The organism is Gillisella taibaishanensis (assembly GCF_001938985.1).
In the GTDB taxonomy this organism is placed as follows: Bacteria; Pseudomonadota; Alphaproteobacteria; order Rhizobiales; family Rhizobiaceae; genus Allorhizobium; species Allorhizobium taibaishanense.
The window spans coordinates 1-26,387 of sequence record NZ_MKIN01000028.1 but is presented as its reverse complement, the minus strand read 5'-3'; the positions used below and the strand labels follow the sequence as shown (position 1 = coordinate 26,387).

29 protein-coding genes are annotated in these 26,387 nt (G+C 58.1%); 12 read left to right on the top strand and 17 right to left on the bottom strand.

Annotated features, from left to right (window positions below; translation table 11 throughout):
* Positions 1-21: 21 nt before the first annotated feature.
* A complete protein-coding gene (locus tag BJF91_RS24095) occupies positions 22-954 on the bottom strand; it encodes a VOC family protein (RefSeq protein ID WP_075617094.1) in 933 nt (310 codons plus the stop codon).
* 117 nt (positions 955-1,071) lie between these two features.
* On the opposite strand from BJF91_RS24095, the gene BJF91_RS24090 reads away from it, so the two are divergent.
* Positions 1,072-1,971, top strand: coding sequence for a LysR family transcriptional regulator (locus BJF91_RS24090; protein ID WP_075617093.1), 900 nt, complete (start codon positions 1,072-1,074; stop codon positions 1,969-1,971).
* Positions 1,972-1,990: 19 nt separating this feature from the next.
* On the opposite strand, the gene BJF91_RS24085 is transcribed toward BJF91_RS24090, so the two are convergent.
* The 4 genes from BJF91_RS24085 to BJF91_RS24070 form a co-directional block, all read right to left on the bottom strand.
* A complete protein-coding gene (locus BJF91_RS24085) occupies positions 1,991-2,710 on the bottom strand; it encodes a gamma-glutamylcyclotransferase (RefSeq protein WP_075617092.1) in 720 nt (239 codons plus the stop codon).
* 74 nt (positions 2,711-2,784) lie between these two features.
* A complete protein-coding gene (locus BJF91_RS24080) occupies positions 2,785-3,243 on the bottom strand; it encodes a RidA family protein (RefSeq protein ID WP_075617091.1) in 459 nt (152 codons plus the stop codon).
* A 103-nt stretch (positions 3,244-3,346) separates the two neighbouring features.
* Positions 3,347-4,327: an alpha/beta fold hydrolase gene (locus tag BJF91_RS24075; protein WP_075617164.1), complete on the bottom strand. Its 981-nt coding sequence runs from the start codon at positions 4,325-4,327 to the stop codon at positions 3,347-3,349.
* A gap of 260 nt (positions 4,328-4,587) precedes the next feature.
* A complete protein-coding gene (locus BJF91_RS24070; protein WP_075617090.1) occupies positions 4,588-6,117 on the bottom strand; it encodes an MFS transporter in 1,530 nt (509 codons plus the stop codon).
* Between the two features lie 146 nt (positions 6,118-6,263).
* On the opposite strand from BJF91_RS24070, the gene BJF91_RS24065 reads away from it, so the two are divergent.
* Complete coding sequence (locus BJF91_RS24065) at positions 6,264-7,193, top strand: LysR family transcriptional regulator (RefSeq protein WP_075617089.1); 930 nt, start codon at positions 6,264-6,266, stop codon at positions 7,191-7,193.
* A gap of 170 nt (positions 7,194-7,363) precedes the next feature.
* Here the strand turns inward: BJF91_RS24065 and BJF91_RS25525 are convergent, their stop codons facing one another.
* The 7 genes from BJF91_RS25525 to BJF91_RS24035 form a co-directional block, all read right to left on the bottom strand.
* Positions 7,364-7,501 carry a hypothetical protein gene (locus tag BJF91_RS25525; protein WP_184412788.1) on the bottom strand — a complete coding sequence of 46 codons (138 nt, stop codon included), beginning with the start codon at positions 7,499-7,501 and terminating at the stop codon, positions 7,364-7,366.
* A 178-nt stretch (positions 7,502-7,679) separates the two neighbouring features.
* Positions 7,680-8,273, bottom strand: a complete 594-nt coding sequence (locus tag BJF91_RS24060; protein WP_075617088.1) for an alpha/beta hydrolase — start codon at positions 8,271-8,273, stop codon at positions 7,680-7,682.
* A gap of 67 nt (positions 8,274-8,340) precedes the next feature.
* On the bottom strand, positions 8,341-8,598 hold the full coding sequence (locus BJF91_RS24055) for a hypothetical protein (RefSeq protein WP_075617087.1): 258 nt from the start codon (positions 8,596-8,598) through the stop codon (positions 8,341-8,343).
* The gene (locus BJF91_RS24050) at positions 8,598-8,771 is read right to left on the bottom strand and encodes a DUF3606 domain-containing protein (protein WP_075617086.1); all 174 of its coding nucleotides are present in this window, start codon (positions 8,769-8,771) and stop codon (positions 8,598-8,600) included. Before BJF91_RS24050 ends, BJF91_RS24055 begins: the two co-directional genes overlap by 1 nt.
* A gap of 418 nt (positions 8,772-9,189) precedes the next feature.
* Positions 9,190-9,861: a GNAT family N-acetyltransferase gene (locus BJF91_RS24045; protein ID WP_075617085.1), complete on the bottom strand. Its 672-nt coding sequence runs from the start codon at positions 9,859-9,861 to the stop codon at positions 9,190-9,192.
* A gap of 187 nt (positions 9,862-10,048) precedes the next feature.
* On the bottom strand, positions 10,049-10,840 hold the full coding sequence (locus BJF91_RS24040; RefSeq protein ID WP_075617084.1) for an aldolase: 792 nt from the start codon (positions 10,838-10,840) through the stop codon (positions 10,049-10,051).
* A 14-nt stretch (positions 10,841-10,854) separates the two neighbouring features.
* Entirely contained in the window at positions 10,855-11,556 is a 702-nt protein-coding gene (locus BJF91_RS24035; RefSeq protein ID WP_075617083.1) for a haloacid dehalogenase type II, read from the bottom strand.
* A gap of 87 nt (positions 11,557-11,643) precedes the next feature.
* Here BJF91_RS24035 and BJF91_RS24030 point away from each other — a divergent pair, with 87 nt between their 5' ends.
* Entirely contained in the window at positions 11,644-12,498 is an 855-nt protein-coding gene (locus BJF91_RS24030) for a LysR substrate-binding domain-containing protein (RefSeq protein ID WP_075617082.1), read from the top strand.
* Between the two features lie 550 nt (positions 12,499-13,048).
* Here the strand turns inward: BJF91_RS24030 and BJF91_RS24025 are convergent.
* The 4 genes from BJF91_RS24025 to BJF91_RS24010 form a co-directional block, all read right to left on the bottom strand.
* Entirely contained in the window at positions 13,049-13,279 is a 231-nt protein-coding gene (locus BJF91_RS24025; RefSeq protein ID WP_075617081.1) for a hypothetical protein, read from the bottom strand.
* Between the two features lie 261 nt (positions 13,280-13,540).
* Complete coding sequence (katE, locus tag BJF91_RS24020) at positions 13,541-15,685, bottom strand: catalase (protein WP_075617080.1); 2,145 nt, start codon at positions 15,683-15,685, stop codon at positions 13,541-13,543.
* Between the two features lie 94 nt (positions 15,686-15,779).
* Positions 15,780-16,283: a YciE/YciF ferroxidase family protein gene (locus tag BJF91_RS24015; RefSeq protein ID WP_075617163.1), complete on the bottom strand. Its 504-nt coding sequence runs from the start codon at positions 16,281-16,283 to the stop codon at positions 15,780-15,782.
* 198 nt (positions 16,284-16,481) lie between these two features.
* Positions 16,482-17,852, bottom strand: a complete 1,371-nt coding sequence (locus BJF91_RS24010) for an aminotransferase-like domain-containing protein (RefSeq protein ID WP_075617079.1) — start codon at positions 17,850-17,852, stop codon at positions 16,482-16,484.
* A gap of 263 nt (positions 17,853-18,115) precedes the next feature.
* On the opposite strand from BJF91_RS24010, the gene BJF91_RS24005 reads away from it, so the two are divergent.
* From BJF91_RS24005 to BJF91_RS23965, 9 genes are all read left to right on the top strand, one after another.
* Positions 18,116-18,598, top strand: a complete 483-nt coding sequence (locus BJF91_RS24005; RefSeq protein ID WP_075617078.1) for an MSMEG_0572/Sll0783 family nitrogen starvation response protein — start codon at positions 18,116-18,118, stop codon at positions 18,596-18,598.
* Between the two features lie 72 nt (positions 18,599-18,670).
* Positions 18,671-19,660: a Nit6803 family nitrilase gene (locus BJF91_RS24000; RefSeq protein WP_075617077.1), complete on the top strand. Its 990-nt coding sequence runs from the start codon at positions 18,671-18,673 to the stop codon at positions 19,658-19,660.
* Positions 19,653-20,774 (top strand): MSMEG_0568 family radical SAM protein, encoded by a 1,122-nt coding sequence (locus tag BJF91_RS23995; protein WP_075617076.1) that lies wholly within the window; start codon positions 19,653-19,655, stop codon positions 20,772-20,774. Before BJF91_RS24000 ends, BJF91_RS23995 begins: the two co-directional genes overlap by 8 nt.
* The gene (locus BJF91_RS23990; protein WP_075617075.1) at positions 20,771-21,310 is read left to right on the top strand and encodes an MSMEG_0567/Sll0786 family nitrogen starvation N-acetyltransferase; all 540 of its coding nucleotides are present in this window, start codon (positions 20,771-20,773) and stop codon (positions 21,308-21,310) included. Before BJF91_RS23995 ends, BJF91_RS23990 begins: the two co-directional genes overlap by 4 nt.
* A complete protein-coding gene (locus BJF91_RS23985) occupies positions 21,310-22,281 on the top strand; it encodes a sll0787 family AIR synthase-like protein (protein ID WP_075617074.1) in 972 nt (323 codons plus the stop codon). The genes BJF91_RS23990 and BJF91_RS23985 overlap by 1 nt, the downstream gene beginning before the upstream one ends.
* Positions 22,274-22,552 carry an MSMEG_0570 family nitrogen starvation response protein gene (locus BJF91_RS23980; protein ID WP_075617073.1) on the top strand — a complete coding sequence of 93 codons (279 nt, stop codon included), beginning with the start codon at positions 22,274-22,276 and terminating at the stop codon, positions 22,550-22,552. Before BJF91_RS23985 ends, BJF91_RS23980 begins: the two co-directional genes overlap by 8 nt.
* A gap of 11 nt (positions 22,553-22,563) precedes the next feature.
* Complete coding sequence (locus BJF91_RS23975) at positions 22,564-23,820, top strand: MSMEG_0569 family flavin-dependent oxidoreductase (RefSeq protein WP_075617072.1); 1,257 nt, start codon at positions 22,564-22,566, stop codon at positions 23,818-23,820.
* A complete protein-coding gene (locus tag BJF91_RS23970; RefSeq protein WP_324615731.1) occupies positions 23,817-24,659 on the top strand; it encodes a Pnap_2097 family protein in 843 nt (280 codons plus the stop codon). The genes BJF91_RS23975 and BJF91_RS23970 overlap by 4 nt, the downstream gene beginning before the upstream one ends.
* Before the next feature lie 698 nt (positions 24,660-25,357).
* Positions 25,358-25,747, top strand: coding sequence for a BRA0787 family protein (locus BJF91_RS23965; RefSeq protein WP_075617071.1), 390 nt, complete (start codon positions 25,358-25,360; stop codon positions 25,745-25,747).
* A 193-nt stretch (positions 25,748-25,940) separates the two neighbouring features.
* Here the strand turns inward: BJF91_RS23965 and BJF91_RS23960 are convergent, their stop codons facing one another.
* A complete protein-coding gene (locus tag BJF91_RS23960) occupies positions 25,941-26,357 on the bottom strand; it encodes an alpha/beta fold hydrolase (protein ID WP_139310844.1) in 417 nt (138 codons plus the stop codon).
* Positions 26,358-26,387: the final 30 nt, after the last annotated feature.

Sequence of the window (26,387 nt, the reverse complement as noted above, 5' to 3'; positions counted from 1 at the left end):
GGCCAAGTTTGACTGGCTTTGTCAAGCAGCCAGCGGCACGAGGTTGGCCTGGATCTGGTCCCGGAATTCCTCGTATCGGCTCGGCAGCTTCAGTGCTTCTCCCAGATGCGCAGTGTCTTCATCGCGATTGAAGCCGGGCTCGTTTGTGGCGACTTCGAACAGGACGCCGCCCGGCGTGCGAAAGTAGATAGCCCAGAAGTAATCGCGGTCGATGACCGGAGTTACCTGATACCCAGTGTCCATCAAAGCCTTGCGTACCTCAAGCTGCTTCTCACGGTTATCGACGGCAAAGGCGATATGGTGGACCGATCCTGCGCCTTGGCGAGCGAAGGCAGTCTTTGGCAACTCGGCGAGATCGATCGTATCAGCGCCATTGCCGCCCGGAATGATGAAACGGGTGACATCGCCTTGCTTTTCGAAACGCTGATAGCCCATGAAGCCAAGCAGCTCTTCGGTCGCAGCGATATCGTGCAGGCTAAAGCGGGCGCCGGCAAAACCGCGTATCGCTGCATCGCCGGGAATTCCGTCGGCGAGCCACGGCGCGCGAGTGTCGTCAGCAGATTCGATCAGTGCAAGACCATCTCCATCGGGCCCCATGAAGCGAAGACGGTTGGCGCCGAAGATGGTATCCGTCTCCAGACCATCAACTCCCTGCTCATTGAAGCGATCCTGCCAGAATTTTAGCGCACCCTTCGGCACCGAAAACTGTGTCTCGCCGACCTCGCCCACACCGGGACGACCCAGCATCATATTCTGGAACGGGAAGTAGGTCATGACCGTCCCGGCAGAACCATTCTCATCACCGTAATACAGATGATAGACGCTCGGGTCGTCGAAGTTGACTGTCTGCTTGACGCGACGCAGGCCAAGCGTTTCCGTGAAGAAGCGGTTGTTCTGCCGCGCATCCGACGCCATCGAGGTTACGTGATGCAGTCCCTTAATATCCTTAATCATGGCGGTGCCTTTCCAATGGCGCTGATGTTTATGTTCTGGGGTAAAATTACGCCTGTTGATCGTGAGGCGGAATTGCAATATTCCTTTTGACTGAATTGCAATTATTGAAACAATGGCATGAACAACTACAAGGCACTTCGGACCTTCCTTCTCGCCGCAGAAAAGCGGAATTTTGCCCAGGTCGCCCGCGAACTGGACATGACACCTGCCGCCGTCACCCGTGCTATCTCCGCACTTGAGGTGGAACTCGGGGTGCAACTCTTCGTGCGCACTACGCGGCAGGTGTCACTGACGACAGACGGCGCAGTCTTCGCTGCGCAAATTCAGCCGGCGATGAAAACGCTGGAGGATGCGCGACGCGAGGTGATGAATGCCAACAAGGCCGACGAAGGGCGCCTGCGGATTAGCGCGCCGACATGGTTCGGCAAGACCGTGTTGCCGCCGATCCTGTCGGGGTTCAAGGAGCGATATCCGAAAATTGGCTTCGAGATCTCTTTATCTGATGGACTGGTGAACATCGTCGACGACGATTACGATCTGGCAATCCGGATTTCGTCGCAGCCCTCCGACAAGTTCACGATCTGGCGGAAGATCCGGGTGGTGCCGCGAATTCTTGTAGCGGCACCTGGCAGCCGCTTTGCCGCCATGGGGCACCCGAACGAACTGAACCCGGATGACTGCCTCGCCTATAGCGGTGAAAGCCGTCGCGAGAACTGGGTGTTGTCGGACGGTGGCGCGAGCATGACCATCTCTGCGGGCCGGGCATTCAGTGCCAACAGTGGCGAGGTTCTGGCAGACATGGCTGCCGATGGCGCAGGCGTTGCATTGCTGCCGGGGTTCAACATTGCCGATCACATCAGGAGCGGTCGCCTCGTCCATGTCTTTAAAGGATGGTCACCACCGGATCTCTGGCTGACCTTGTTCTATCCGCCCTATCAGGCGCTCCCTCCCCGGATCGCATCATTCTCGAAATTCTTCGAGGAACAGGTTGCGGCTCATATGGTGATGCTGGACTGACACGGTCTGAGGACTGACCTCAGTCTTCAGGTATCGCGAGAAGCTTGCTGGCAACCATTTCCTGAAGCTGCCACAAGTTTCGATCGTGGATGTTGCGATCCACCAGATCCGACACCGTCCGATGTAGATATTCCGCGCATGATCCGGCAGGTCCGCAGGCCTGCGCGATCAGCACAGCGGCATCATCAAGCGAGATTTTCTCTGTGAGTTGGGATTGGTTCGCGCTTGCCCAGAAAGTCAGGGCGCGACGTGTGCCCGTAGAAGTCTTGACTGTGACCCATCGAACCATATCGCACACCTCCGAATATCGGATCTCGCGCGCAAGAAGAGTGCGAAGATCCTGCCTCTTGGTCGCACACGGAAGTTTGAGGATGAGGCCCTTACAACTCCCTCCCGACCGAAGCGCCAGCATGAGGCCCGGCGCATCCGAGGTGGCCCTCAGACGTTCTATCCTCAATGAGAATGCACGGTGCCATCCGTGGGCAACCGCTTCCTCGCTGGCGGACACGTCGAACCCCGGATTCCACATCAGGGATCCGTAAGCGAACACCCAAATCTCCTCATCACCAGCCTCCTTCTCTACCCTGCTGACGAGTTCATCGAGTTGCCGGGATGAGATCGGGGTCCAGTTGGGTTCCGGGCCTTCGTCGTCGACAACCCTGAGCGTTCTCGCAACAAGGTCAGTGGTTAGCTGCATGGCGACAGGCGCACGTGACTTATGTGTGGGTGTCTTGAGCATCGTGTTACCTGATACAACGAGGATACCGCCAGAGCACGTTGGATCCGGCGGGCTATGATATTACGGCTATCGGATCAGTTCACGGAACCGTCGATCACCGCGCGAAAAGTGATCTCCACGATCTGTTCCGGAAAAGCTAGCGCAGTTATCCCGATCAGGTTGCTGGCGACCGGAGGAATGTCCCTTCCATACATTTCCTTGCGGACCTTGGACCCGGCTGCGAATGCGCTCGGGACATCGAGAACGAAAAGAGTTTCTTCAACGACATCGTCGAGCGTCGCTCCATATTCGGCAAGAAGCGTCTTGGTGTTGACATAGGTCTGACGGATCTGCGCTTCCATCTGCGAGAAATCGGCTGGTCGACCATTTTCGTCGAGTGTGGCCGGGGCGATAAGCTTGCCTTCGGAATCGTGGCTCAACTGCCCCGAAATGTAGATCGTGTCCTTGACCTGTACGGCCTGCACGTAACCGAATGCACGTTCCCACGCGACACCGAGGTTAGCGACCTTCTTGGCAGATTGAGGGTTTGTCATAATGGGTTCCATAGGCTGGCGGAGAAGCGCTGTAAGCGCATATAAATCTTGTGGTTCGATCGGCGACGGATGCTTGGGAGGCAGCACCCGTCGCCTGTGCCGATCAAGCCTGTACGAAGGCCAGCAGATCGGCGTTGAGGACATCGGCATTGACGGTAAGCATGCCGTGCGAGAAGCCCGGATAGGTCTTGAGCGTGCTGTTTTTCAAAAGCTTCGCTGACTTCAGCGCCGAATCCACAATCGGTACGATCTGGTCGTCCTCGCCATGCAACACCAGCGTAGGAACAGTGATTGCCTTTAGGTCATCCGTCTGATCGGTTTCAGAAAAAGCCTTGATGCCATCGTAATGAGCTTTTGCGCCGCCCATCATGCCCTGACGCCACCAATTCTGGATCACGCCTTCCTGCACCGTGGCGTCCTCACGGTTGAACCCGTAGAAAGGACCAGCGGGCACGTCGCGGAAGAATTGGGCGCGGTTTGCTGCGAGTGCGGAACGGAATCCGTCAAACACTTCAATCGGCAGGCCTTCCGGGTTGGAAGCCGTCTTCAGCATCAGCGGGGGAACGGCCGAGACAAGAACGGCCTTGGCAACACGACCGGAAGGCTCGCCATGCTTGGCGACGTAGCGGGCGACTTCCCCGCCGCCTGTGGAGTGGCCGATATGCACGGCATTCTTCAGGTCGAGCGCTTCTACGACAGCGAAAGCATCGGCGGCGTAGTGGTCCATGTCATGACCTTCCGAGACCTGAGCGGAACGACCGTGACCACGGCGATCGTGGGCGACAACGCGAAACCCCTTGGAGAGGAAGAACAGCATCTGCGCATCCCAGTCGTCCGACGACAGCGGCCAGCCGTGGTGGAAGACGATCGGCTGGGCGTCTTTTGGACCCAAGTCCTTGTAGAAGATTTCGACGCCGTCCTTAGTGTTTACGTATGCCATGGTCTTGTTTCCTTCGATTGAGTTGGTGGCGGATGCAGCCTTGGCTGCGAAGTTGAAAACGGGTGACATTGCGACGGCTGCGGCGGCAGCACCTGCGGAAAGCAGCGCGCCTCTGCGTGTCATGGAAGAAATGTTCTTGGTCATCTCGCGTCCTGCGATTTCGCCATTGAAAACTTCAGGCGGGAGTGTGTTCGTCTGACGGGCTGATATTGCCGTCATACGCATACGCTCACAATTGCAAGAATAATTTCGAATTTTTTGCGATTTTTGAAATAGTCGCTACCGCACAGAGACAGCGGAAGACGAAGGGGCCTCCGTCGTCCGCTTTGCCCTTGATGCCGAAATCGGCGGTGCGCTTGCCTGCTGAAACGAGCGTGACGATGCGATGATTTTCTGAGTAACAACTACACCGCACCATCGACCTGATGTTTGAGCGCGTCATGCGCTTCTGTCTTCAGAAACAGGAACACCACGAGCGCCGTGAGAACGGTGATGGCAGCCAGAAGCAGAAGAAGGTCGCTGAACGCGTCCGAATAAAGCGATACCAGCACTCCCGGTTCCGCACCGGGCATGGTGCTGGCCGCCATGAGAACATCACCGGCGGCGAGCCTCTGGGCGGTAATAATGATGTCGCCATGCGCCGCCAGTCCAGCCATCCTGTCCGCCACCAGCATCGACAGGATCGCGCCGACCACCGCAAGGGCCACGCCCTCACCCGCTACCCGCGTGGTGCTGAAGATGCCGGTCGCCATGCCTGCGCGTTCTTTTGGCACCACGCTGACCGCCAGCCCGTCCATCAGTCCCCACGGCAGGCTGATGCCAGTACCGATCACCAGCATCGGCAAGGCTGTCGCCCAGACAGGCGCGCCGACCGGGATCTGCGCCAGCCAGAACAGGCCTCCGGCCGAAATCAGCAATCCCGTGCCGCATAGCGTCGCTGGGTGGAACCAGCGCGTCAACAATCCAGCCGCAACGGGCAGGATCAGCAGCGGGGCGGACAGCGCGATCATCAATATGCCCGCCGCAACTTCGTGCATGCCTTCAATGCCGATGAAGCGTGCCGGAAGTAGGATCAGCAACACGACGAAACCATAGGCGGGAGCAGCCGCCAGCAATTGGACGCCAATGAAACGTGGATAGGCAAACAGGGAGAGGTCAAGCATTGGTCGGGAGACCAGACGTTCAATCATGACAAACAGGATGAGGAACAACGCGGCGCCGATAAGCAGCCCAACGACCCTCCCATCGCCCCAGCCGAGATCGGGCGCAAGCAAAAGACCATAGGTGACGAGACCGAGTGCGGCCGTGAAGGTCAGCCCACCGCACCAGTCGAGTCCGCGGGCATCCGGATCCCGGCTCTCCTTCAGCATACACCAACCAAGAGCAAAGGCGAGAACTGCGAGGATCACCACAGCCACAAAGATGCTGCGCCAGCCGAAGGCCTCGATCATCAAGCCTGACGCGACCGGGCCGAGCGACAGACCGACGCCGAAACTGGTGCCGACAATGCTGAAGGCGCGAAGCCGTGTGGGACCATCGAACTCCTGCGCCAGCGCTGCCATTCCACCCGAAAAGGCCGCTGCCGCCGCAAGTCCCTGGGCCGCGCGCAGCAGGTCGAACAGCAGGATGTCAGGCGCTGCGACCAGCGCCAGCGAGAACACCGCAAACAATCCAGTCCCGGTCAGAAAGATCCGCTTGCGGCCATAGCTGTCCGCCAGCGCTCCCGCCGCCATCAGGGTCGATCCGAAGGTGAGCATGAAGGCGTTGGTTACCCAGGCGATAGCAACGGGGCTGCCACCCAGCACCCGGCCAATGGAGGGCAGTGCCACCGCCGTGCCTGTGAATGTCAAAGGCATGGCGGCGGCGGCAAGGCACACCGCGAGCAGCGCGAGCCATTTCGAGGTTCGCTCAGATGGTTTCGAATGCGGGGACATGATTGCTCCTGAAGCTGAAAACAGCCGCAAGGACGGCTGCCTGTTTCCATTTCAGTATATCTGTGCTTGAATATGAAGAAATACCGGCCCGTTTCCATTCATAACGGAACATAACGCTTGAATAGAACTCTGATGGATCACTTCCCATGGATCGACTATCCGGTCTGATGGCCTTTGTGCGAACGGCGGATCTCGGGAGCTTCGTGGCCGCCGGACGTGTGCTCGGCCTGTCGCCGTCTGCCGTTGGCAAAGCCGTCACAAAGCTCGAAAGCCAACTTGGCATCAGACTGTTGCAACGTTCGACCCGCAGCCTGCGTCTGACGGAAGAAGGTCAGGCCTTTCATGAGCGATGCCGTGGCATCCTTGACGATCTCGACGATGCCCAGGAGACGCTCCTGCAAACCCGGGGAACCCCGCGCGGACGCGTCAGGGTCAGTGCTCCAATCGTCGCCTATCATCTGCTCTTGCCGGTACTCGCTGAATTCCTGCAGCTTTACCCGGAGATCGAACTCGATCTGGATTTCAACGACCGCATCGTCGATCTGATCGACGAGGGCGTCGATGTCGCCATCCGCAGCGGACAGATGCCCGATAGCCGCATCATGATGCGCGCGTTGCGGCCGTTCCAGCTGCTCCTTTGTGCGTCCCCCGCCTATCTGGAGCGACAGGGGACACCGACATGCCCGCGAGATCTCTTATCCCATGTCGGGATCGGATTTCGCTTCCCCAATAGCGGAAAGGTTCAGGAGTGGCCGCTCGTTCTTCCTGCGAACGAGCCGGAGTCCCGGATCCGCCATATCCTGACCTGCAACAACATGGAGGCCTTGCGTGGCGCGGTGCTGCGCGGCCTGGGCATCGGCTGTATGCCCGATTTTCTGGCGGCAGCATCCCTAAAGACGGGCGAACTGGTGCCGCTTTTGGTCGATCACCTCGATCTCCCCGGCCAGTTCAACCTGATCTGGCCCTCGAGCCGGCATCTATCGCCAAAGGTTCGAGTGTTCGTCGATTTCGTCAGTGCGCGGCTATTTTCAAGCGAATGTCGGCTGCCACCCGTACCGCAAAGTCCTGAGCCATAGTAAGAAGGCGCCAAGAAACCGCTCATCTGTGCGGATCGCGCAAGAGTTCACGGCCATAAAGGATACAACGGCCGACACACCTTCGGTGAACTGTACCGGTTTACGGGCCGACAAAGGCGCTATAGTCCTCGACCAGGAGATTGTCTTTGAAAGACCGTGGTACTCGGGCCTTAAGTTGCAGCTTGCAGGTAAGGGCTGAGGATCGGCTCGAAAGCGTCGCGGCCGCGCTCCTCTTCGTTGGGTTTCCGCCGGTCGGCTTCCATCGCGAGCGATTGTTCTATGCGCTTGCGATCCATCTTGCCGGGCATCGTCCAAGCCTGAAGGCGGTCGTTCCACCTGGCATTTAGGAAGGTCTCCCTGAAATGCGCGGCGGTAATCGGTCGAATGTGAATGAAACCGCCTCCTGCGGTGGGTGGTCTACCTCCGCCTGTTTCTGGTGGTAGTAGGTCATGGAAGAAGAACGATCCGCCCGCTGTCGAGTTTCGACTACAGCAGGGTCTTCTGCAGAAAAGACACCGCTTTTTTAGCGCCGGTGCTGGAAATCGTGTGTCCGCTGCCCCGTTCGACATCGAGCTCGACTTTGAAGCCGGCTGTTGCGATCTGCGCGGCCGCGAGCCGCGCGGCCATGGGAGGGATGGTGGTGTCGTTTTCTCCATGCACCAGAAGCACCGGCGTACTGTTGCTTGCGGGCGAAACCGGCTGCGGGGGAAGCAGGCCGGAGAACGCCACAATTGCGCCGACCTTCCATCTCCCCGAGGCAACGGCGTCGAGCGCGACGATGGCGCCTTGCGAAACGCCGACAAAGGCGACCCGATCATGGGTGTCCGTAAACCCTTCCCGACGGACGACGTCGTTCATAAGTCCGTCGAATGCTTCTCGGGCGCTTTCTATACGGTCCGGGTCTAGGGGATTGCCCTCCGTGCTGAACCACTGATGTCCGTACCTGTGATGCATCGGGGCATCTGGAGCAACAAAGCGCGTGTTTGGAAGGCTGGTGCGCCAGGACGAAGCCAGTGGCATGAGCTGCGCGCCTGAGGCACCGATCCCATGCAGGAAGACGATCAAGGTTTTCTCGGACAAGGGCTCTCGCTTTCAGGCTGTGACAAGCCGAGGGCGCTCTTCAAGATCGCGTCCAAGCAAGCCTTCGTCACCGCCAGAGGCTTTTCGACCGGCCGTCGCGCGTGGCGACATGGACGAGAACGGCCGTCGATAGAAGTATGCTGGAGACGAGAGCGGCGATCGAAAGCAGGCCGCCGCTCGAGACATCGACGCTTGCGCGCAAACCTACGTTCTTCGTGACACTGATCTCGACTTCCGCCCGTTGTCGTTCGCCGTGTGTCGGAATGGATCCTGCGCGAGCGTCAATCGCAGAACTCGAGACGCTTTTATCGAAAATATGATCCATCAACCTTTTAGATCCGCTTCGACCTTGTTGCGGCTATTGCCGACCTTTTTGATGGTGTCTTTCACTTCAACTTTCGAGACGCCTTCCTTCTTCGCTTCGTATCGGACCTCATGATCCTGTCCGCCTGCGACCTTCGCTCTGTCCTGCGCCCGGCCGCGTGATGTGGTCGCCATGTCGATATCTCCTTGCCGACTACGTGAACCTGTCCCTAAACGTTTGATGATTCACGTTGTTCCTGGCCTTAAGTGTCGATGGTCCCATCCTCCGTAAGTGCCGGCCGGCGCACCCCGGAATCCACTTAGCAACAAACGCGCTAAGCCATTGAACAAATTATTCCTTTTTAATCGGAACAAGTCACCTTTTAGAACCTGATTCGCGAGTAGCGATTTGGAGTAGCTGGTTAAAGTCGAACGATCTGCTTGCCGCCCTGCGGGAAACCGCCAGTGTGCTAAAGGCCACCGGAGAAAAACCGAAACACACCGCCGCCGGTGCCAACGCTAGCGCCGGTCAGCAGCACGCCGCGCGCGGAACGGCTGCCGTATTATGTTTGACGCGCCCGCAGAGGAACTGAAGAAACTGGCGCTTTAGCACCTACAGCTGAAATGCTTGGCGAAGCGGTGTTCTCTGGTGGCCGCCTTTCTCGAAATTCTCTGGCTCGAGCCATTTGAGATATCCCCGACGCAACGCTTCCCACTCAGAATCAATGATCGAAAACCAAGCTGTATCGCGGTTTTCGCCTTTGACCACCATGTTCTGGCGGAATACGCCCTCAAATTTGTATCCAAAACGTTCGGCCGCCTTCCGCGAGGGCGCATTTCGCGAATTGCAGCGCCACTGATAACGACGATATCCTAGCTGAAATATATAGTCCGCGAACAGAAAGAAAGCTTCAGTAGCGAGGCGCGTGCCTGCCATTCCTGGGCCCCATAAAATATGGCCAATCTCTGCGCAACCGTGTGTGGTGCTAATATCCATCAACGCTTGCCGCCCCACCACCCTGCCGGTTTCCTTGTCTATGACGACGAAAAAGAGAGGGTCGATAGATGCCGCCTTTTCTACCAACCAGCTCTGAAAGGCGTTCCTGTCTTCCGGTACTTTGTCTGGAAGCCAGCGGTGAAGACGTTCGGCGTCCGGCCCACTGACGGCATCAAACAACTGGTCACCATGTGTGTCGACGTTCAGTGGCTCGAGACGCACATAACGCCCCTCCATAGCTAGTTTTTCTGGAGCAGGTACACCATTCCAGTTTGTCAGGTCATTCATTGTTCAAACTCCAAACGCGAGGGTCGGCATCAGCCACAATCTTTACCTCCGCTTGCTTTCGTTTTCGTCTCACTTGCGAGTACATGCCGGCAGTTACTCTTGAACCACATCGACCAAGCTCCTGCCCCTGAAATCGCTCAGATCGGCAGGAGGATTTCTAGACGTACCTGACGGCGCGAATAGATTATCAATCTCGATAGTCCGGCGCTTGCCGGTCCAGTACCCGACGGATGCTCGCCAGGTGCATCCTGGCGCTTTCCGGGTCGCCCTCGCGCATCTGCTTGGCTGCCTGCGAGGCGATTTCTGGCAAAACTGGCAGGAGCTCGCGACCTGAACTCATCGCCTTCAACTGAACTTCGGCCGCACGTTCGAGATAGTAGAGATCATCCCAGGCTTCGGCGATGTTCGGCGCACAGACCATGACGCCATGGTTCTTCATGAACAGGATATCCTTGTCGCCGAGGACGGAAGCGATCCTGTCACCCTCGCTCTCATCGAGCGCGAGACCGTTATAGTTCTCGTCCACCGCCACGCGGCCGTAGAACTTGAGCGCTGTCTGGCCTGCCCAGACCAAGGGTTCGCCTTCCACCATGCTGAGAGCGGTCGCATTCGGCATATGGGTATGAAAGGCAGCGCCGACCCGGGGTGACATCTTGTGTAGCCGCGCATGAATGTAGAAGGCCGTCGCCTCCGGCACACCATCACCTGCAACCACATTGCCTTCGAAATCGCAGATCAGCAGCGATGAAGCAGTTGCCTCCTGAAACGCCCAGCCGAGGCGGTTAACGATAAAGAGATCGGGGTGGCCGGGCACAACGGCCGAGAAATGGTTGCAGATCCCCTCTTCAAGGCCCAGCTGAGCAGCCATGCGCAGGCAGGCAGCAAGATCGACCCTCGCCTGCCAGATGTCTTCGCTGTCCAGCGGGAGATTATGCCGGAGAGTGTGGTTGGACTCGGAAATATTCAGTTCATGCGCCATGCTTGTCTCCTTGGTTACATCCAGCCTGCCGCAGCAAGGATGGCGGGCACCTTGTCGAGCGTCGGGACGATTGCATTCGGCTTGTAATCAGACAGTGGTTTGCGGCCCGTGCCACGGTCAACCCAGACGGTGCGAAATCCAAGCTCACGCGCGGCGGCGAGATCAAGATGCGGACTGGCGCAGATGTGGACGAGATCGTTCATGCCGATGCCAAGGCTTTTCCATGCGTGATGAAAAATCTCGCTGGAGGGCTTGTAGGCACCGCCCTGCTCAGCCGTGATGACGCGGTCGATGGAACCGCCCAGCTGGGCGACATTTCCGGCGATGATGGCGTCGTCAGTGTTGGAGATGATCGCCAGGCGGAAACCGGCAGCCTTCAACGTTTCCAGAGTTGCCACGACCTCTGGAAACGGTGGCATTTTGCCGATGGAAGAGGTCAGGATATCGGCATCCGCAGCCTCGAACGGAAGGCCGAATTCAACCATGGCCCGTTCCAGCGCCAGGGCGCTGACATTGGCAAAAGTGCGGTGAGGGCGCTCCGCTTCCAGCGCATGTTCATGCCGGTCATAAACCGCGATGAAAATCTTCTGATCGATATCGCCGCCTTTTGCGGACAGTATCTTATCCATCGCCGCCAACAGGCCCTCGTCCCACTGGATCAGGGTTCCGTAACAATCAAAGGTCAGCCAGCTCGGCTTGGGTCCGGTCAAGGTCATATGTATTCTCCTAGCTTTTCCCAAGATTGACAAAACCAGTGTAGATTGAGAAATTAAATATTATCATCCCTGTCATTGGCAAATCAAATGAGCTTCGGCTTCGATCTGGACCTCCTGAAAACCTTCGCCGCCGTCGTCGACTGCGGCGGCTTTACCAAGGCTGCCGAGCGGGTGCACCTGACGCAATCAACGGTGAGCCAGCAGATCAAAAAGCTGGAGGTCAATATGGCCACCTCGCTGCTGCATCGGAACAAATCGTCCGGGACTGTCGAGACGACTGAGGCCGGGGAATTGCTGCTGAGCTATGCGCGCAGGATACTTGCAACCGCGGAGGAAGCCAACGAGGTCATGCGGAAACCTATGGCACCCCGAACCGTGCGCCTGGGGGTGCCGGAGGATTTTGCCGGGCGTCGCCTGATTGACCTGCTGTCGGGATTTTCCGCCGCGTCACCCCATATCAGGCTTGATACAATCAGCGGCTGGAGCACGGAGCTTCGCCGCCAGCTGGATGCGGGCGAGATTGATCTGGCATTGATCAAGCGCGAGCCCGGAGATGGGGCATGTCTTGCCAGCTGGAAAGAACAATTGATCTGGGTAGAAAGTGCCACGCGCTCCGCCGAGGCCGACCCCGTGCCACTCGCGGTATTTCCCGTCGGCTGCATCTACCGGGATCGTGCCATCCGCTCCATCGAGCGCAGCGGTCGGCGTTGGCGGATCGCCTATACCAGCCAAGGCCTAATGGGCGTGCAGGCAGCTGTCGCTTCCGGCCTCGGGATCAGTCTTCTTCCGTCTAACGCGGTGCTTCCCGAACATCGTCAGCTCGGCCTCACGGACGGGTTCGACGATCAGCCAGCATCCGAGATCGCACTGGTGGAAGGTCGGGCGAGCCTCTCTGCAGAAGCCCAGACCGTCGGGCAATTTCTGGCGAATATCCTGTCATAGCGGTGTCTATTCAATCGCTATTCACGTGCCGTCCGTTGTTAAGAAGCACGAGCAAGTGACGGACGTACTTGAGCGTTACCGGGAAGGCCGGAGGCCAACGATCCGGCTAGGGAACAACCGATGTTAGATGGACGGAAGGGAATTTCGTTTCGATGTCGGTCGATGTCACAGAAAAAAGAGAGAACCACGCAACTGCAGGCACATACGGTGATTATAGGTGTCTCGAAAGGATACGCACCGATGACCCGTTCGCTCGGTGACTGCGTGACGTTAATTGTTGTAATTTTGGCAACATGCGCCGCTCGGTAATGGCCGATATGGCCGATAGGAGACCGTCCGCTTGTGGCCGCCGTTAATCGAAAAGCAGCCGCAGAATGATAGCTTCATGCCGTTGATACATGCGGCATACGGGCCGATCGGCAATGCCAGCTAGAAACTCTTCCCTGCCGTCAACTGCCTCTATTCTCTCTCCTCGGACGGACCGATGCCGATATCGGTTCCTGCTGTTGCAGTGTGAACAGAAACCCGGCAGAGGTGAATAGGACAACGATCAGGGGGCCAATAATGAATTACTGAGGCTGAAGAGTCCAATTCCCCTGCCGGTCGAAATCAGCACGACATAATCCGGCAGCCTGGCACCCTGTCCCACCAGCAGAGGACGTAAGAGGTTGTTGATGAGCCCTATCACAAAGGCCCCGATCACCATCATCAGGATGCCCTTGATCCACGCGCCGGTGAGTGATTTGGTGCACCAGTCTTCCGGCGAGACAAGCAGCCTCATGCCACACAGCGTAAGCCAAGGCTGTCGACGGGTTATGAAGCGCTGGACGCTGATGACGCGGAAAGGGCGATCCTCAACCTTGAAGCACCGGATGACATTGATCTCTTACGCATCGATGTCCAGATACCAAGCCCTTTGAATGGCGTGGCATCCGGTCCAGCGATCACCGAAACACTGGCGCGCTTGCTCGCGAGCGATGGCCTGAAGGCTCACTCGCGAGCATAGACGATGGTCCGCCCCCAAACGCCGGGGCCGAACCCATTACTTCGGCACGGAAGCCTTGCCGAGCTTCACGGAAGGCTCCCTTCCCCAGACCCGCAGTTTGCCAAGGGATGATACAAACCCATCCATACCTTCGTCACCGGGCAAGGGGATAATTCCCTCGTCAAGAGCCTCCGCAACGCCCGCCTTTTCAAGAAGAGGCATGGCCGACTGGTCGTAACCAATGAACTTGCAATGCTGGAACGCATCCGCCACGAAATCACGTGCGGTCGCTTCCTTGACGAGATCATCCATTGCCTCGGCCGATGTCAGGAGCGCGATGGCATCGAAGAGAACTGATGGCCCGCCGTCGATCATGTGCTGTACCCCGATCCATGATCCATCCGCCGCCTTGACGCCCCCGACCTTTGGTGCGATCAGCTCGAAGACGGCTTTCTCCTTGGTTATCGCCGCTGTCAGATTTTTCAGCAGCTTCGCATCGACTCCGTCGGTGATCAGGATACCGAGCTTGCGGCCTTCGAAGCGTTTCGGGCCGCGTTCCACGATGCTGAGCGAGGGCGATGGCTCCAGATCCTGGCGCGTCGGCATCGCGGCATCCGCCGCTTTCGGCATCGACTGGAAGCCGAGCTTCTGGGCCACGGTATTGGCCAGCGTCTCATCGATGTTCAGGAGATGGGAGACCATGCGCTCGCGGATCACGGCCGTTTCTACCTTGCTGAGCTCGAAGGTCAGGGCAGCCGCGATATGCCGTTGCTCCGGCGGTGTCTGGCTGATGTAAAACTGTCGCGCCTGGCTGTAGTGGTCGGCGAAGCTTTCAGGGCGGAGACGCGCCTTGGTCCCCTGCTCTTCCGCCGGGAAATGACTATAACCACGCGTCGGCGATTCCCGAGGCCCTTCACCGAAGGAGTTCGGCTGGTAGTTCGCCCTGCCCACCGGATTGCGCATCGCCATGTGGCCATCCTGCTGGAAGGTCGCAAAGGGACATTTCGGCGCATTGATCGGCAGATGGGTGAAGTTCGGTCCGCCTAGACGTTTCAGTTGTGTATCGAGATACGAGAAATTACGGCCCTGCAGCAGCGGATCATTGCTGAAATCAATGCCCGGCGGCACGTTCTGGGTCATGAAGGCAACTTGTTCGGTCTCCGCAAAGAAGTTGTCGGGCATGCGGTCGAGCACCAGCCTGCCGATTGCGACAGGCGGTAGGATTTCCTCGGGAATGATCTTCGTCGGGTCGAGCACGTCGAAGTCGAAGCTATCGGCAAACTCCTGATCGAATAGCTGAACCTGCAATTCCCATTCCGGAAAATTGCCGGACTGGATGGATTGCCAGAGATCACGACGATGGAAATCGGGATCGGCGCCGTTGATCTTGACGGCCTCGTTCCAGGCGACCGACTGGAGACCCAGCTTCGGCTTCCAGTGAAATTTGACGAAGGTGGATTCGTCCTTGGCGTTGACGAAGCGGAAGGTATGCACCCCAAAACCTTCCATGAAGCGGAAGGAGCGCGGAATGGTCCGGTCCGACATGATCCACATCACCATGTTCATGCTTTCCGGCGTTAGGCTGATGAAATCCCAGAAAGTGTCATGAGCGGTCTGTGCCTGCGGGAACGCGCGATCGGGTTCCTGCTTGGCAGCGTGGATCAGGTCCGGGAACTTGATAGCATCCTGGATGAAGAAGACAGGGATGTTATTGCCGACAAGGTCCCAGTTGCCCTCCTGAGTGTAGAGCTTGACGGCGAAGCCGCGGACATCGCGGGCGAGGTCGGCGGAGCCCTTGTTGCCGGCAACCGTCGAGAAGCGAACGAAGGCTTCCGTCCTTTCGCCGGGACGCTGGAAGAGATCGGCCTTGGTGTAGGCGGCGAGCGATTCATAGGTTTCGAAATAGCCATGCGCGCCATAGCCGCGGGCATGAACCACACGCTCGGGAATGCGCTCGTGGTCGAAATGAAAAATCTTCTCGCGGAAATGGAAGTCATCCATAACAAGCGGACCACGCGGCCCCACGCGCAGAGAATTCTGGTCGTCGGAAACAGGACCGCCCTGCGCTGTCGTCAGCAGGGGTACGTCGCCATCGGCGATCTGATGCAGTTCGCCGCCCTCGCCGCGCTGCATTGTTTGGTCATGAATTTTGCTGGTCGTAGTTTTAGACCCAGCCGGCCCACGGGTTGATGTCTTGGCCATGAAAATCTCCTGGAGCACTTGTTCTGATGGGGGAGGAAGTTGTGAAAAGCAGAAGACCGCCTCAAGAGGCGGTCTCGCAGAGCTTGGAGCCGGCTTAGCTGGCTTTCTTCATGCCCTCGGTATTTGCTAACGCCTCGCCCAGAGCCGTCAGCTTCTGGTCTGTGGCAATCTCTTCCTGGAGATTGGCATCCAGCAACGGTATGGCTTCTTTCAAGCCGAGCTGCTTTGCCCAGGACTTGAGGGTGCCGTAACGGGCAATTTCATAGTGCTCGACAGCCTGCGCAGAAGAGATAAGGCCGGCATCGAGAGCGGCTGTGCCTTTGTATTCTTCCAAGATCTCCTCTCCTTCAGCGAGGATGCCCTGAATGGCTTCGCAGGTCTTTCCACGGGCTGGCTTGCCGAGCAGTTCGAAGATCTGCTCAAGGCGTTCGATCTGGCCATGGGTTTCTTCGCGATGCTGGAGGAAGGCCGCCTTTCCCTCTTCTGACTGCGCCGCGCGCGCTAACTTCGGAAGAGCCTTCAGGATCTGCTTTTCGGCAAAATAGATGTCCTTGAGCGTGTCAAGGAACAGGTCGGATAATGTCTTTTCGCTGGGCATTGGGGAACCATCCAAATCTTTGAAGTATGGGATGCCCAACCTTTCAATGTCGCGATGGTTCCCGCGTTGCGACAGCCGACGGATGCTTATTTCTCCGCGATCAAGGCGAAAGGCATAGTCTTCCACCGTCCTCCCCATTGTTTTTCTTTTCTATTCTGGGATCTGCAATGCGCCACATGGCTGCTAGAAGTTCGCGCCTCACCCCATCCAGCCTGCGTCGGACAACGAGTTTGCAATAAAGAGAAGGCCGGCCCGCAACTCTTCCCTATTTATAACGCCTCCCAGGCATACGCGAACATGTTCGTCGGGGGCGCCAAGCACAGTAAAGGCATCTGATGGCATCAGCCCGACATGGCGGCCTGTCATGCGTCCCATCAATTCCGCTCTGCTCGCGCCCACCGGCAACTTGAGCCATATGTTGAAGGCTTCCGGCTCACCTTTAAAACTGTAACCCGCCAATGTCTCCGTCGCTATGATTTGGCGAGCGGCACTCTCCGTCCGGATGAAGCGTCGAATTGCGTCTGCGGTTCCATCTTCGATCCAGCGGGTCGCAAGCGCCATGCAGATCGGCGACGGCATCACTGCACTGGCGCGCAAGGCCTGCGCCAGCGTATAAGCGGCGCGCGCATTGGGGGCAACGGTATAGGCAAGGCGAAGGCCGGCACCAAGGCATTTGGCAAGACCGCCGATGTGCCAGGTCAGATCCGGCGCAAGGGTCGCGAACGGTGCGGGAGCGATCGCCGGGATGAACCCGTAGGCATCATCTTCGATCAAAGGGAGCCTGTGGCGTATCAGAACCTCAGCGATCTCCATTCGGCGCGCCTGGGGGATAGTGAGCGTTGTCGGGTTCTGGACGGTTGGGTTCAGATAGAGCGCTTTGGGCTGATGCAGATGGATAGCTGCATCGAGAGCCCCCGGCAGTATACCGGAATCATCCATGGGAAGGCCAACCAGCTGAAGGCTCATCCTTGCTGCGATGGCGCGCAGTCCAGGATAGGTCACGCCCTCACATAAGATTACATCTCCCGGTCGGGTCATGGTCGACAGCAGCGCCGTCATGGTTGCATGGGCGCCCGGCGTGATGGCAATGCGTTCCAGGCTAGGCACCATGCCGCGTTTCGAAAGCCAGGAGGATGCTGCCGCCTTGTCCTGCGCTCCGCCCGTGGTGGACTGATAGCGAAGAAGCGAGACGAGATTGGCCGCGACAGTTCTCAAGCCCTCCTGCATACGCGCGATCAAATCGGGGTCTTGCGGTTCCGGTGGCATGTTCATCGAAAGATCTTCGTCGCGTGTCCGCCGCGGGTCGACTTCATGACGCGCATAGGCAGGTGTACTGACAAAGGTTCCGCGTCCGACATGGCTCTCGACCAGTCTGCGTGCATTTGCCTCTGAATAGGCGCGGCTGACCGTCGTGAAATCGATGCCCAACTTCTCCGCAAGCTTCCTCTGGGGCGGCAATCGCTCCCCCATGTTAATTTCGCCTGTCTTGATCGCTGTTTCGATCGCGTCTGCAATTTGGAGGTAACGCGGTTTGCCATCGGGCTTGAGAACCGGAAGCCATTTCATCATGCCGTCTCGAATCCTGTCTTTCATTAATTGTTGCTAATTGTATGCATTGATTTCAAACCACGCAACCTGGAAACTGAGAGGATTTTGTTGCGTAAAAATATCGCATCAATGCCTTTTCAAAGGGCATCGTGCAGATAAAAAATGCAATTTGAGGGTCGTTACTCAATAAACATACTAATATTGTATGGATATTGCACTTAATATTGATTCATACAATTTTTGTCGTAGGCTCAGTCATCCCCACTACAACAGGAGCGACAGAAATGCCTCAAGTCACGCATGAAGCTCATAAGGATGGCGACTTCTTCGTTGATTATGAATCCAAGGTCTTCGAGGATGTGAAGGCCGATCCGGGCGAGAAAGCCCTGGTGACATTTCATACTGTCGCCTTCGAGGGCTCTATCGGCCTTGTCAACATTCTCAACGCCATTCGCCTGCAGCGTAAAGGCTATGAAACCTCGATCCTGCTGTACGGCCCTGGCGTAACGCTTGGCATTCAGCGAGGCTTTCCCAAACTTGGCGACGAAGCGTTTCCGGGGCACCTGAATTTTAACAAGAACCTCGAGCGCTTCATGAAGGAAGGCGGCAAGGTCTATGCCTGTCGCTTCGCGCTGCAGGCGCTTTACGGCCACGGTGAGCCATCGCTGATCCCGGGCATCATTCCCATCCTGCCGCAGGACGTGCTCGATTGCATTCTGCTGCACAAGAAGGCCAACGCGCTGATCATCGATACCTGGACGGTCTGATTCCCGCCGGGATGCCCGGGCTCTGTGACAGCTCGGGCATCCCGCACCCTCACCGTTGCGAAGGAGCTTGCCATGTCCCGAACAGTCCGTGCTGCCGCCGTCCAGATCGCGCCTGATCTCACATCGCGCGCCGGGACAGTCGAGCGAGTCCTGAATGCGATTGCAGAAGCGGCCGAAAAAGGCGCTGAACTTATTGTCTTTCCAGAGACCTTTGTTCCCTGGTACCCCTATTTCAGTTTTGTCCTGCCGCCGGTGCAGCAGGGACCGGAGCATCTGCGGCTGTACGAGGAAGCCGTTACGGTTCCCTCCGCCGAGACCAGAGCCGTGGCAGAAGCGGCGCGCAAGCGCAATATTGTGATCGTGCTAGGCGTCAACGAAAGGGATCGGGGATCACTCTACAATACCCAGCTGATATTCGATGCCGACGGCAGTCTCAAACTCAAGCGCCGCAAGATCACCCCCACCTATCATGAACGGATGATCTGGGGGCAGGGCGATGGGGCCGGTCTGAAGGTTGTCGATACTGCGGTCGGACGTGTCGGTGCGCTTGCCTGCTGGGAGCATTACAATCCCTTGGCGCGCTATGCCCTTATGGCACAGCATGAGGAGATTCACGCATCGCATTTCCCGGGGTCTCTCGTCGGCCCGATCTTTGGTGAACAGATCGAAGTGACCATGCGGCATCACGCGCTGGAATCCGGCTGCTTCGTCGTTAATGCGACCGGTTGGCTCAGCGAAGAACAGATCCATTCGATCCACCCTGACCCTGCTTTGCAGAAAGGGCTGCGGGATGGCTGCATGACCTGCATCGTCACGCCAGAGGGACGTCATGTCGTACCGCCGCTGACATCGGGCGAAGGCATTTTGATCGGTGACCTCGACATGCGTCTTATCACCAAACGCAAGCGGATGATGGATTCGGTCGGTCACTACGCACGGCCTGAACTGCTGCATCTCGTCCATGATGCGCGTTATGCCCGGGCCCTGGAGCAGATCGGCGACGATCGCGCACCCAATGACGATCTCAACATTGCCAGTTTTCCGGAGGTTCAAGATGCTTGATCTGCAGCCCGCGACTGATCCCGTACTCATCAACGATCTCCAAACGAAAGGCATGCGTCTTGTCGATCCGCGCGCGGGCCACGAAAGCCGACGCGGCGGCGCAGGTCCTTCCGATCATAAGGCGGTTAGCTTTGGCGATACGACGGTCATGGTGCCCGTCCATACCGCGCCCGCCTTCGATAGCCCCTATCTGGTTGAAGCGCCCGGGGCCGATGGCCAGGCGCGCATCACGCGGGACGGTGCTGAGGTCGCTCGCATTCGTTTTCCCAATCGTCCCAAGTTCTATGACCTCGTGACCGCAGACGGTATTGCCTACAACAAGATCGCGGTGTTGCATTCGCGAGATGTGCTTGCCACCACGGTCCTGCAAACCTGTATTCGCTACGAGAGCCGCAGGAAAACCTGTCAGTTCTGTTCGATCGGACAGAGCCTCGCGGCCGGTCGCACCGTCGCGCACAAGACGCCGGAGCAATTGGCCGAAGTCGCCAAGGCAGCTGTCGAGCTGGATGGCGTCAAGCATATGGTCATGACCACGGGTACGCCGCCGGGTAACGATCGCGGGGCTGCAATTCTTTCCGAGAGCGCACGGGCCGTGAAAGCTGTTGTCGACCTGCCGATCCAGGTTCAGTGCGAACCGCCGGAAGATGATCTCTGGCACCAGCGCATGAAGGATGCAGGCGCCGATGCGCTCGGCATGCATCTGGAAGCAGTCACGCCTGCGGTGCGCGAACGCATCATGCCCGGCAAGGCCAGCGTGCCGCTGGAAAAATATTTCTCCAGTTTCGACGCAGCGGTGAGGGTGTTCGGGCGAGGTCAGGTCTCGACATACATCCTCGCTGGTCTCGGCGACACGCGCGAAGCGATCCTCGACATGTCGGAACGGCTGGTCGCCATGGGTGTCTATCCCTTTGTCGTGCCCTTCGTGCCAATTTCGGGAACGCCGCTCGAAAGCCATCCGGCCCCCACGTCCGAGTTCATGGCTGATATTCTCGAGCCGCTCTCTCGCATCGTGATCGACGGCGGCCTCAAGGCGTCGGATATCAAGGCCGGATGCGGCAAGTGCGGCGCCTGTTCCGCCCTCTCGACCTATGAGAAGCTGAGGGTTCCGGCATGAGCCATATGGATCAATCCGCCTTCATCAGTCCCGAATTCATCATTCGCGCAGCAACCGAAGCCTGGGAAGTGGCGGGCGCTCTGCGCCTGCGCCATCAGGTTTTCGTCGAGGAGCAGAAGATCTTTGCCGAACACGACCGCGATGCCGTCGATGAGATCGCGCTTCCGCTGGTGGCGATTGCCACTGTGGCGGCGGAACCTTCCGATGTCGTGGGCACGGTGCGCATTCACCAGTCATCCTCAGGCATCTGGTGGGGCTCGCGGCTTGCCGTTGCTCCCGATTATCGAAGGGTTGGTCGGCTCGGCGCCGAACTGATCCGTCTGGCCGTCAGCACGGCGAATGGCGTCGGCTGCCATGAGTTCAACGCGCATGTTCAGATGCAGAATGTTCCGCTCTTCCGGCGGCTTCACTGGGAGGCGCTTGGGCAGGTCGACCTTCACGGCGTGCCGCATATGCGCATGCAGGCGGCACTCTCTTATTATCCGGCCATCGGCAATCCGGCTACCGGCTGGTCTGCCAGAGCACGGAGGGAGTAATGAATCTCCACGATATCGCCGCTCAACTGGCAGCCCATCCTTCAATCCGCGGCAAGCTGGATATCGCGGCGTCGACGCGTGCGCTTGTCTTGACCGCGTCTGCGACCGGTCAGCCGGGCGATGATGCGGCGGCGATTGCGCGGCCTGAAGGCGGCTGGGACCTCTTCGCGGGAGAGGGCTTCATGCCCCAATTCGTGCAGGATGATCCCTGGTTCGCAGGTTGGTGCGGCGTGATGGTCAACCTGTCGGACGTTGCCGCGATGGGAGGGCGCGCAACCGCGCTTTTGGACGCCATATGGGCGCCGGATGCAGATTCTGCCGCCGCCTTGCTGAAAGGATTGCGGGATGCAGCCGAGGCATATGGCGTGCCGATCGTAGGTGGCCATACCAATCTGCGAAGCACTGACCTCAATCTTGCGGTCTCCGTCACGGGTCGGGCGAGTCAGTTGATTTCCAGCTTTGCTGCCCAACCAGGCGACGCGCTGATCGCCGCCATCGATCATCGTGGAGAATACAGGCAGCACTTCGACAACTGGTGCGCTGCCCTAGAGGCGCCGCATGACCGTCTGCGCGGAGATTATGAACTCCTGCCTTTAATGGCCGAACGTGGCTTGGTCGATGCAGGCAAGGATATCAGTCAAGGCGGCATCGTCGGAACGGCGCTAATGCTTGCCGAGTGCTCACGCTGTGGTTTCGACATCGATCTTGCGGCCCTTCCACTTCCCCCCGGCGTAGAGATCGTCCGGTGGTTGCGAACCTTTCCGAGCTACGGCTTCCTGCTGTCGGTTCGAAAGGAGAAAGCATCTGAAGTGTGCGCCGCATTCGCGGAGCGTGACATCTGCGCGGCCGTCATCGGGAATGCCCATGCCAAGCCGGAGATCGGTCTCGTGCTGGAGGAGGACCGCGCGATCTTCTGGGACTATGTCGCTTCGCCTTATCTCTCCCTCTCCAAGGAGGCTACACATGCCTGAGGTCCGTTTTACGATCCGCTGGCCCGACGGAGCAGAAGAGAAGTGCTACTCGCCTTCGACTGCAATCCATCGCTATCTCGCCGCCGGTGAGACCTATCCCCTTGCCGACTTCGTGGAGCGCGCCCGTGCCGGATTGAATGAGGCGTCCGACCGGGTCGCCGCCAAATACGGCTTCGCCTGTTCTGCCGCCATGGACCAACTGGCCCTCATCGAGCAGGTCGCAAAGAACCAACCATCCGACGGGCATGTCACCTGTCTCACCCTGTTATGAAAGGGCTTCCCATGATTGAGATCATTCCGTCTCGCATTCCGGTTCTGATCATCGGTGGCGGACAGGCCGGGCTTTCCGTCAGCTGGTATCTGACGCGAGAAGGCATCGAACATGTGGTGCTGGAACGGCATCGCCGTTTCGAGAGCTGGCGGAACAATCGCTGGGACAGCTTCTGTCTGGTCACGCCCAATTGGCAGTGCCGCCTGCCGGGCTGGACCTATCGTGGAGAGGATCCTGGCGGCTTCATGTTGAAGGATGAGATCGTCGACTACCTCGACGGCTTTGCAGAAAGCTTTAATCCACCATTGAAGGAAGGCGTGGACGTGACCCGTGTCGTGTCGCGTGAAGGGGGTGGATACTTGATCGAAACGACTGCTGGACATTGGATCGCCGATCAGGTCGTCATCGCCACGGGCGGTTACGACAACCCCATCGTGCCATCCTGTGCCACGGATCTTGATCCCACGATCGTACAGATGCATTCGCGCGATTATCGCCGCCCGTCACAGCTGCCTGAAGGCGCGACGCTGATCGTGGGCACAGGCCAATCCGGCGTGCAGATCATGGATGATTTCCATTTGGAAGGCCGGTCTGTCCATCTTGCCGTCGGCCCTGCACCGCGCAGTCCGCGCAAATATCGCGGGCGCGATGCAACCGATTGGCTCTATGACGCGGGCACCTATGCGGTCACCATCGATCGCCATCCTGATACCCTCAAGGCACTGACGCAGACCAACCATTACATGTCCGGGCGTGATGGCGGCAAGGAAATCGACCTGCGGAAATATGCGCTCGAAGGCGTCCGGTTATACGGTTCCGTGGATGGTGGCGCCGGGACGAAAATGACCTTTCTGCCGGATCTGGAAAAGAACCTGGATGATGCGGACCGGAGCTATCTCGGTATTCGCACGCAGATCGACGCCTGGATTGCCGCACAGGCAATACAGGCGCCCGAAGAACCGCCGTTCGAGAAAGTCTGGCGGCCTGAACGGGAAGTCACGGAAGTTGATCTGGTCGCCGCCGGCATCACCTCGATCATCTGGGCGATCGGCTTTCGTCCCGACTATTCCTGGTTGGAGGTCGATTGCCTGGATGAACGTGGCAAGCCAAAATACCGTCGCGGTGTGACCGAGGCACCGGGGTTATACTTCATCGGACTCGGTTGGCTGAATACCTGGGGCTCCGGGCGCTTCCTCGGGATTGATGAAGACAGCCGTTACCTCAGCGAGCAGATCGTGGCGCGCCAGAAGCGAGCGGTCGCAGCATGATGCTGCCGGCTTCCACGCCTTCCGTTCGACCTGCTCTCAAGGAGCGACATATCCTTGGCATGGCGGAGATGGGTTACTTCGGCCTCTCAGAGCAATGGTTGCTGCGTCGCGCCGGCGACCTGCACTGGCGGCTCATTGCCCGCGCCATGGGGCAGCAGGAGGCGGTGTTCACCTGTGCTGCGGGAGAGCCTCTCTATGCCGCATTCTGGGCGTCACGTTTGTGTTTCACCTCTCCTGAGCGTCCCCGGCTTGGTGGTGAGTTGACGCTTGCCGCTGATCTTTACCGGGTGGGGCATGGCCGACTGGCGTCGGTGCAGCACATTGACGTAGATGGCAGGCAGATTGGCCATGTCATCCTGATCTCGACCTTCGTCGGGCGAGCGGCCCCATCGAGTAATCGCTCTATTGTGCGGCGCGCGCCTAGGGTATTGGTAGTACCATCCGACGCGCCGGCTCTCGTCCAGAGAATGGCAAGTAATGCCAGCGAGGTGGCGTGTTCAGCTGGCAAACGGGAATGGCTGATGCCAGCGACACTACAATCTTCCATGGTCCTACCCTGCCCATCGAACGACTTTAACGCCGTGGGGCTTCTCTATTTCCCTAGCTTTAGCGCATTGGTCGAGCGGGCGGTGTTCGAGACGGGCGCCTCCCATTTGCGTGTACTTCGATCCCGCAACGTTGTTTATCTCGGCAACCTGGAGCCGGGGGAGCGCGTCAGAGTCACTTTTGACCAGCATCCGCTCCGGCAATGCGCTTCCCTCCACGGTGAGAATGAACGACTGATTGCCGTCATGCGGACTCGCTATATTGACATGAGCGCACAAGCTTTTGTCAGGTAGCGTGACCGCAGCGTGGAGGGGAAACGCCCCCGGCTACAACCTCGCCATCTCCGCTTGCTCCTCCAAGATGGCATTGAGCGATCACGGATCGAGTGTGTTGCGACATTGTTGTCCATCACCCGGTTCAGTAGAGGCACTGTTGCAAAAATTTTTAGAGGTGCGAAATCCGAGAAAATGCAACGTGAACGGAACCTGATCGCTTATCCGATCAACAAGGGTTCCCCGGCGCAAGCCAATTGTGCTTCCCCGGATCAAGGGCGACAACAGCGTCGCAAATCCGCGTCACATCTTCGGCCAATCGTCCGGCGGCTCTTTTGATGGCTACGATCCTACCCGTCTTGATGGTGGTATTCATGATCGCTCCACATGGCTCTTTCCTTCGGACTTGAATGGAGATTCTCAGGCCTTTTACGGATCCGATATTGTTTCACTGCGGGTTAACTCATTCAAATATAAACGGAATCGCAGAAAATTGTCATTGAGGCTTTTCAAGTCGGGATTAATCTATAAACTTGATCAAGTTAGATGGCTGGCGGACACAATTCGTGTGTGCCCCATGTCACGCCGCTCACGAGGTGGTTTGCCGCGCCGCTCACTCGATTAAGGCGCGCCAAACTGAAGCATCATCGCTTGGGTCTCGGAGGAGAGACCTTCAACTTTCTTATATGTGCCGGACTTCCAATTGAAAGGAGACAGACATGTCGAATGCCTTGCCGCCCCTTCATGAGGGTCATGCCCCCATTACCCTGCAGCAGCTCTTCCGCGAGGCGCTCTACGCCTTCGAGGAATGGGATACCGAAGTAACCGAACCGATCGTAACGTTTGAAGGGCGTATCTATCCTATCAGCGTCGTGTTCGAAGCCATGCGTGAATGCACCGATATCGTGCCCAACAGTATCGTCTCAGCCGTGACCGAGCGGCTGACCAAGCCTTGGGAGGGCGAGGGTCCGCTCGACTCAATGACCTTTTCGACCGCCGCCCGCGTTATGGGCGTTCTGGTTCGCAAAAGGCTACTGATCGTGAATAACGGCATCAACGTCGCAGCCATTGGGGCAAATATCCAGGCAGCGGAAACATCGGATCGTTAACAGCAGAGATTGGTTATGGAAGGTCCGTCGGCATGTGCTCGCGGGCCTTCTGCCTTTCATCGGCCGCCGATATCAAACTCCGGATCGACAGAGCTCTGAATCGCCGTCACAAGATGATTGCATGGTCTCAGCCAGCCTAACAACTGTGTTTCCGCGTGCAAAATCCCGCGCAGATTGGGGCGAGGCAATACATTCACAGGCGAGCGTGTTGGTCTCTCCTTAGGGTAAGCCATGGCACCACCACGTCGATAAAAGCGTGCGGCGCTTCGATTGGAAGCATATGCCCTGACTTTGGTATGAAGACGAGTTCGGCATTCTTCATCCCTGCTGCTAGCTCCTCGGCTTCGTCACGGCTCCGAAGCCGGTCCTCGGCGGCTGCGATGACGAGCGTGGGACAGTGTATCTCGCCGAGCCGGTCGCCATCTCCCTGCCGTCTCAATAGTGCCTGGCGAATGAATGCGTCCCTCCCGAGGTCGATACTCATTTGACGCACACGATCAACCATCGCCGCATTCTCTGCATTTTTCAGGGAAAGCGACTGCTTGACGGTCGTCCGGCTTGTGTTTCGGCGTGCAAAATTGACCCCATTAGCGGGGTGATCGGCGTCCAATTTTGACCCCCTTCGGATTTATCTGACCAT

Excerpts from the sequence above, each read along its gene's own strand:
- BJF91_RS24095 (WP_075617094.1), bottom strand. The coding sequence starts at position 954 with ATGATTAAGGATATTAAGGGACTGCATCACGTAACCTCGATGGCGTCG.
- BJF91_RS24090 (WP_075617093.1), top strand. The coding sequence starts at position 1,072 with ATGAACAACTACAAGGCACTTCGGACCTTCCTTCTCGCCGCAGAAAAG.
- BJF91_RS24085 (WP_075617092.1), bottom strand. The coding sequence starts at position 2,710 with ATGCTCAAGACACCCACACATAAGTCACGTGCGCCTGTCGCCATGCAG.
- BJF91_RS24080 (WP_075617091.1), bottom strand. The coding sequence starts at position 3,243 with ATGACAAACCCTCAATCTGCCAAGAAGGTCGCTAACCTCGGTGTCGCG.
- BJF91_RS24075 (WP_075617164.1), bottom strand. The coding sequence starts at position 4,327 with ATGACCAAGAACATTTCTTCCATGACACGCAGAGGCGCGCTGCTTTCC.
- BJF91_RS24070 (WP_075617090.1), bottom strand. The coding sequence starts at position 6,117 with ATGTCCCCGCATTCGAAACCATCTGAGCGAACCTCGAAATGGCTCGCG.
- BJF91_RS24065 (WP_075617089.1), top strand. The coding sequence starts at position 6,264 with ATGGATCGACTATCCGGTCTGATGGCCTTTGTGCGAACGGCGGATCTC.
- BJF91_RS25525 (WP_184412788.1), bottom strand. The coding sequence starts at position 7,501 with ATGCCCGGCAAGATGGATCGCAAGCGCATAGAACAATCGCTCGCGATG.
- BJF91_RS24055 (WP_075617087.1), bottom strand. The coding sequence starts at position 8,598 with ATGGATCATATTTTCGATAAAAGCGTCTCGAGTTCTGCGATTGACGCT.
- BJF91_RS24050 (WP_075617086.1), bottom strand. The coding sequence starts at position 8,771 with ATGGCGACCACATCACGCGGCCGGGCGCAGGACAGAGCGAAGGTCGCA.
- BJF91_RS24045 (WP_075617085.1), bottom strand. The coding sequence starts at position 9,861 with ATGAATGACCTGACAAACTGGAATGGTGTACCTGCTCCAGAAAAACTA.
- BJF91_RS24040 (WP_075617084.1), bottom strand. The coding sequence starts at position 10,840 with ATGGCGCATGAACTGAATATTTCCGAGTCCAACCACACTCTCCGGCAT.
- BJF91_RS24035 (WP_075617083.1), bottom strand. The coding sequence starts at position 11,556 with ATGACCTTGACCGGACCCAAGCCGAGCTGGCTGACCTTTGATTGTTAC.
- BJF91_RS24030 (WP_075617082.1), top strand. The coding sequence starts at position 11,644 with ATGAGCTTCGGCTTCGATCTGGACCTCCTGAAAACCTTCGCCGCCGTC.
- BJF91_RS24025 (WP_075617081.1), bottom strand. The coding sequence starts at position 13,279 with ATGAGGCTGCTTGTCTCGCCGGAAGACTGGTGCACCAAATCACTCACC.
- katE (WP_075617080.1), bottom strand. The coding sequence starts at position 15,685 with ATGGCCAAGACATCAACCCGTGGGCCGGCTGGGTCTAAAACTACGACC.
- BJF91_RS24015 (WP_075617163.1), bottom strand. The coding sequence starts at position 16,283 with ATGCCCAGCGAAAAGACATTATCCGACCTGTTCCTTGACACGCTCAAG.
- BJF91_RS24010 (WP_075617079.1), bottom strand. The coding sequence starts at position 17,852 with ATGATGAAATGGCTTCCGGTTCTCAAGCCCGATGGCAAACCGCGTTAC.
- BJF91_RS24005 (WP_075617078.1), top strand. The coding sequence starts at position 18,116 with ATGCCTCAAGTCACGCATGAAGCTCATAAGGATGGCGACTTCTTCGTT.
- BJF91_RS24000 (WP_075617077.1), top strand. The coding sequence starts at position 18,671 with ATGTCCCGAACAGTCCGTGCTGCCGCCGTCCAGATCGCGCCTGATCTC.
- BJF91_RS23995 (WP_075617076.1), top strand. The coding sequence starts at position 19,653 with ATGCTTGATCTGCAGCCCGCGACTGATCCCGTACTCATCAACGATCTC.
- BJF91_RS23990 (WP_075617075.1), top strand. The coding sequence starts at position 20,771 with ATGAGCCATATGGATCAATCCGCCTTCATCAGTCCCGAATTCATCATT.
- BJF91_RS23985 (WP_075617074.1), top strand. The coding sequence starts at position 21,310 with ATGAATCTCCACGATATCGCCGCTCAACTGGCAGCCCATCCTTCAATC.
- BJF91_RS23980 (WP_075617073.1), top strand. The coding sequence starts at position 22,274 with ATGCCTGAGGTCCGTTTTACGATCCGCTGGCCCGACGGAGCAGAAGAG.
- BJF91_RS23975 (WP_075617072.1), top strand. The coding sequence starts at position 22,564 with ATGATTGAGATCATTCCGTCTCGCATTCCGGTTCTGATCATCGGTGGC.
- BJF91_RS23970 (WP_324615731.1), top strand. The coding sequence starts at position 23,817 with ATGATGCTGCCGGCTTCCACGCCTTCCGTTCGACCTGCTCTCAAGGAG.
- BJF91_RS23965 (WP_075617071.1), top strand. The coding sequence starts at position 25,358 with ATGTCGAATGCCTTGCCGCCCCTTCATGAGGGTCATGCCCCCATTACC.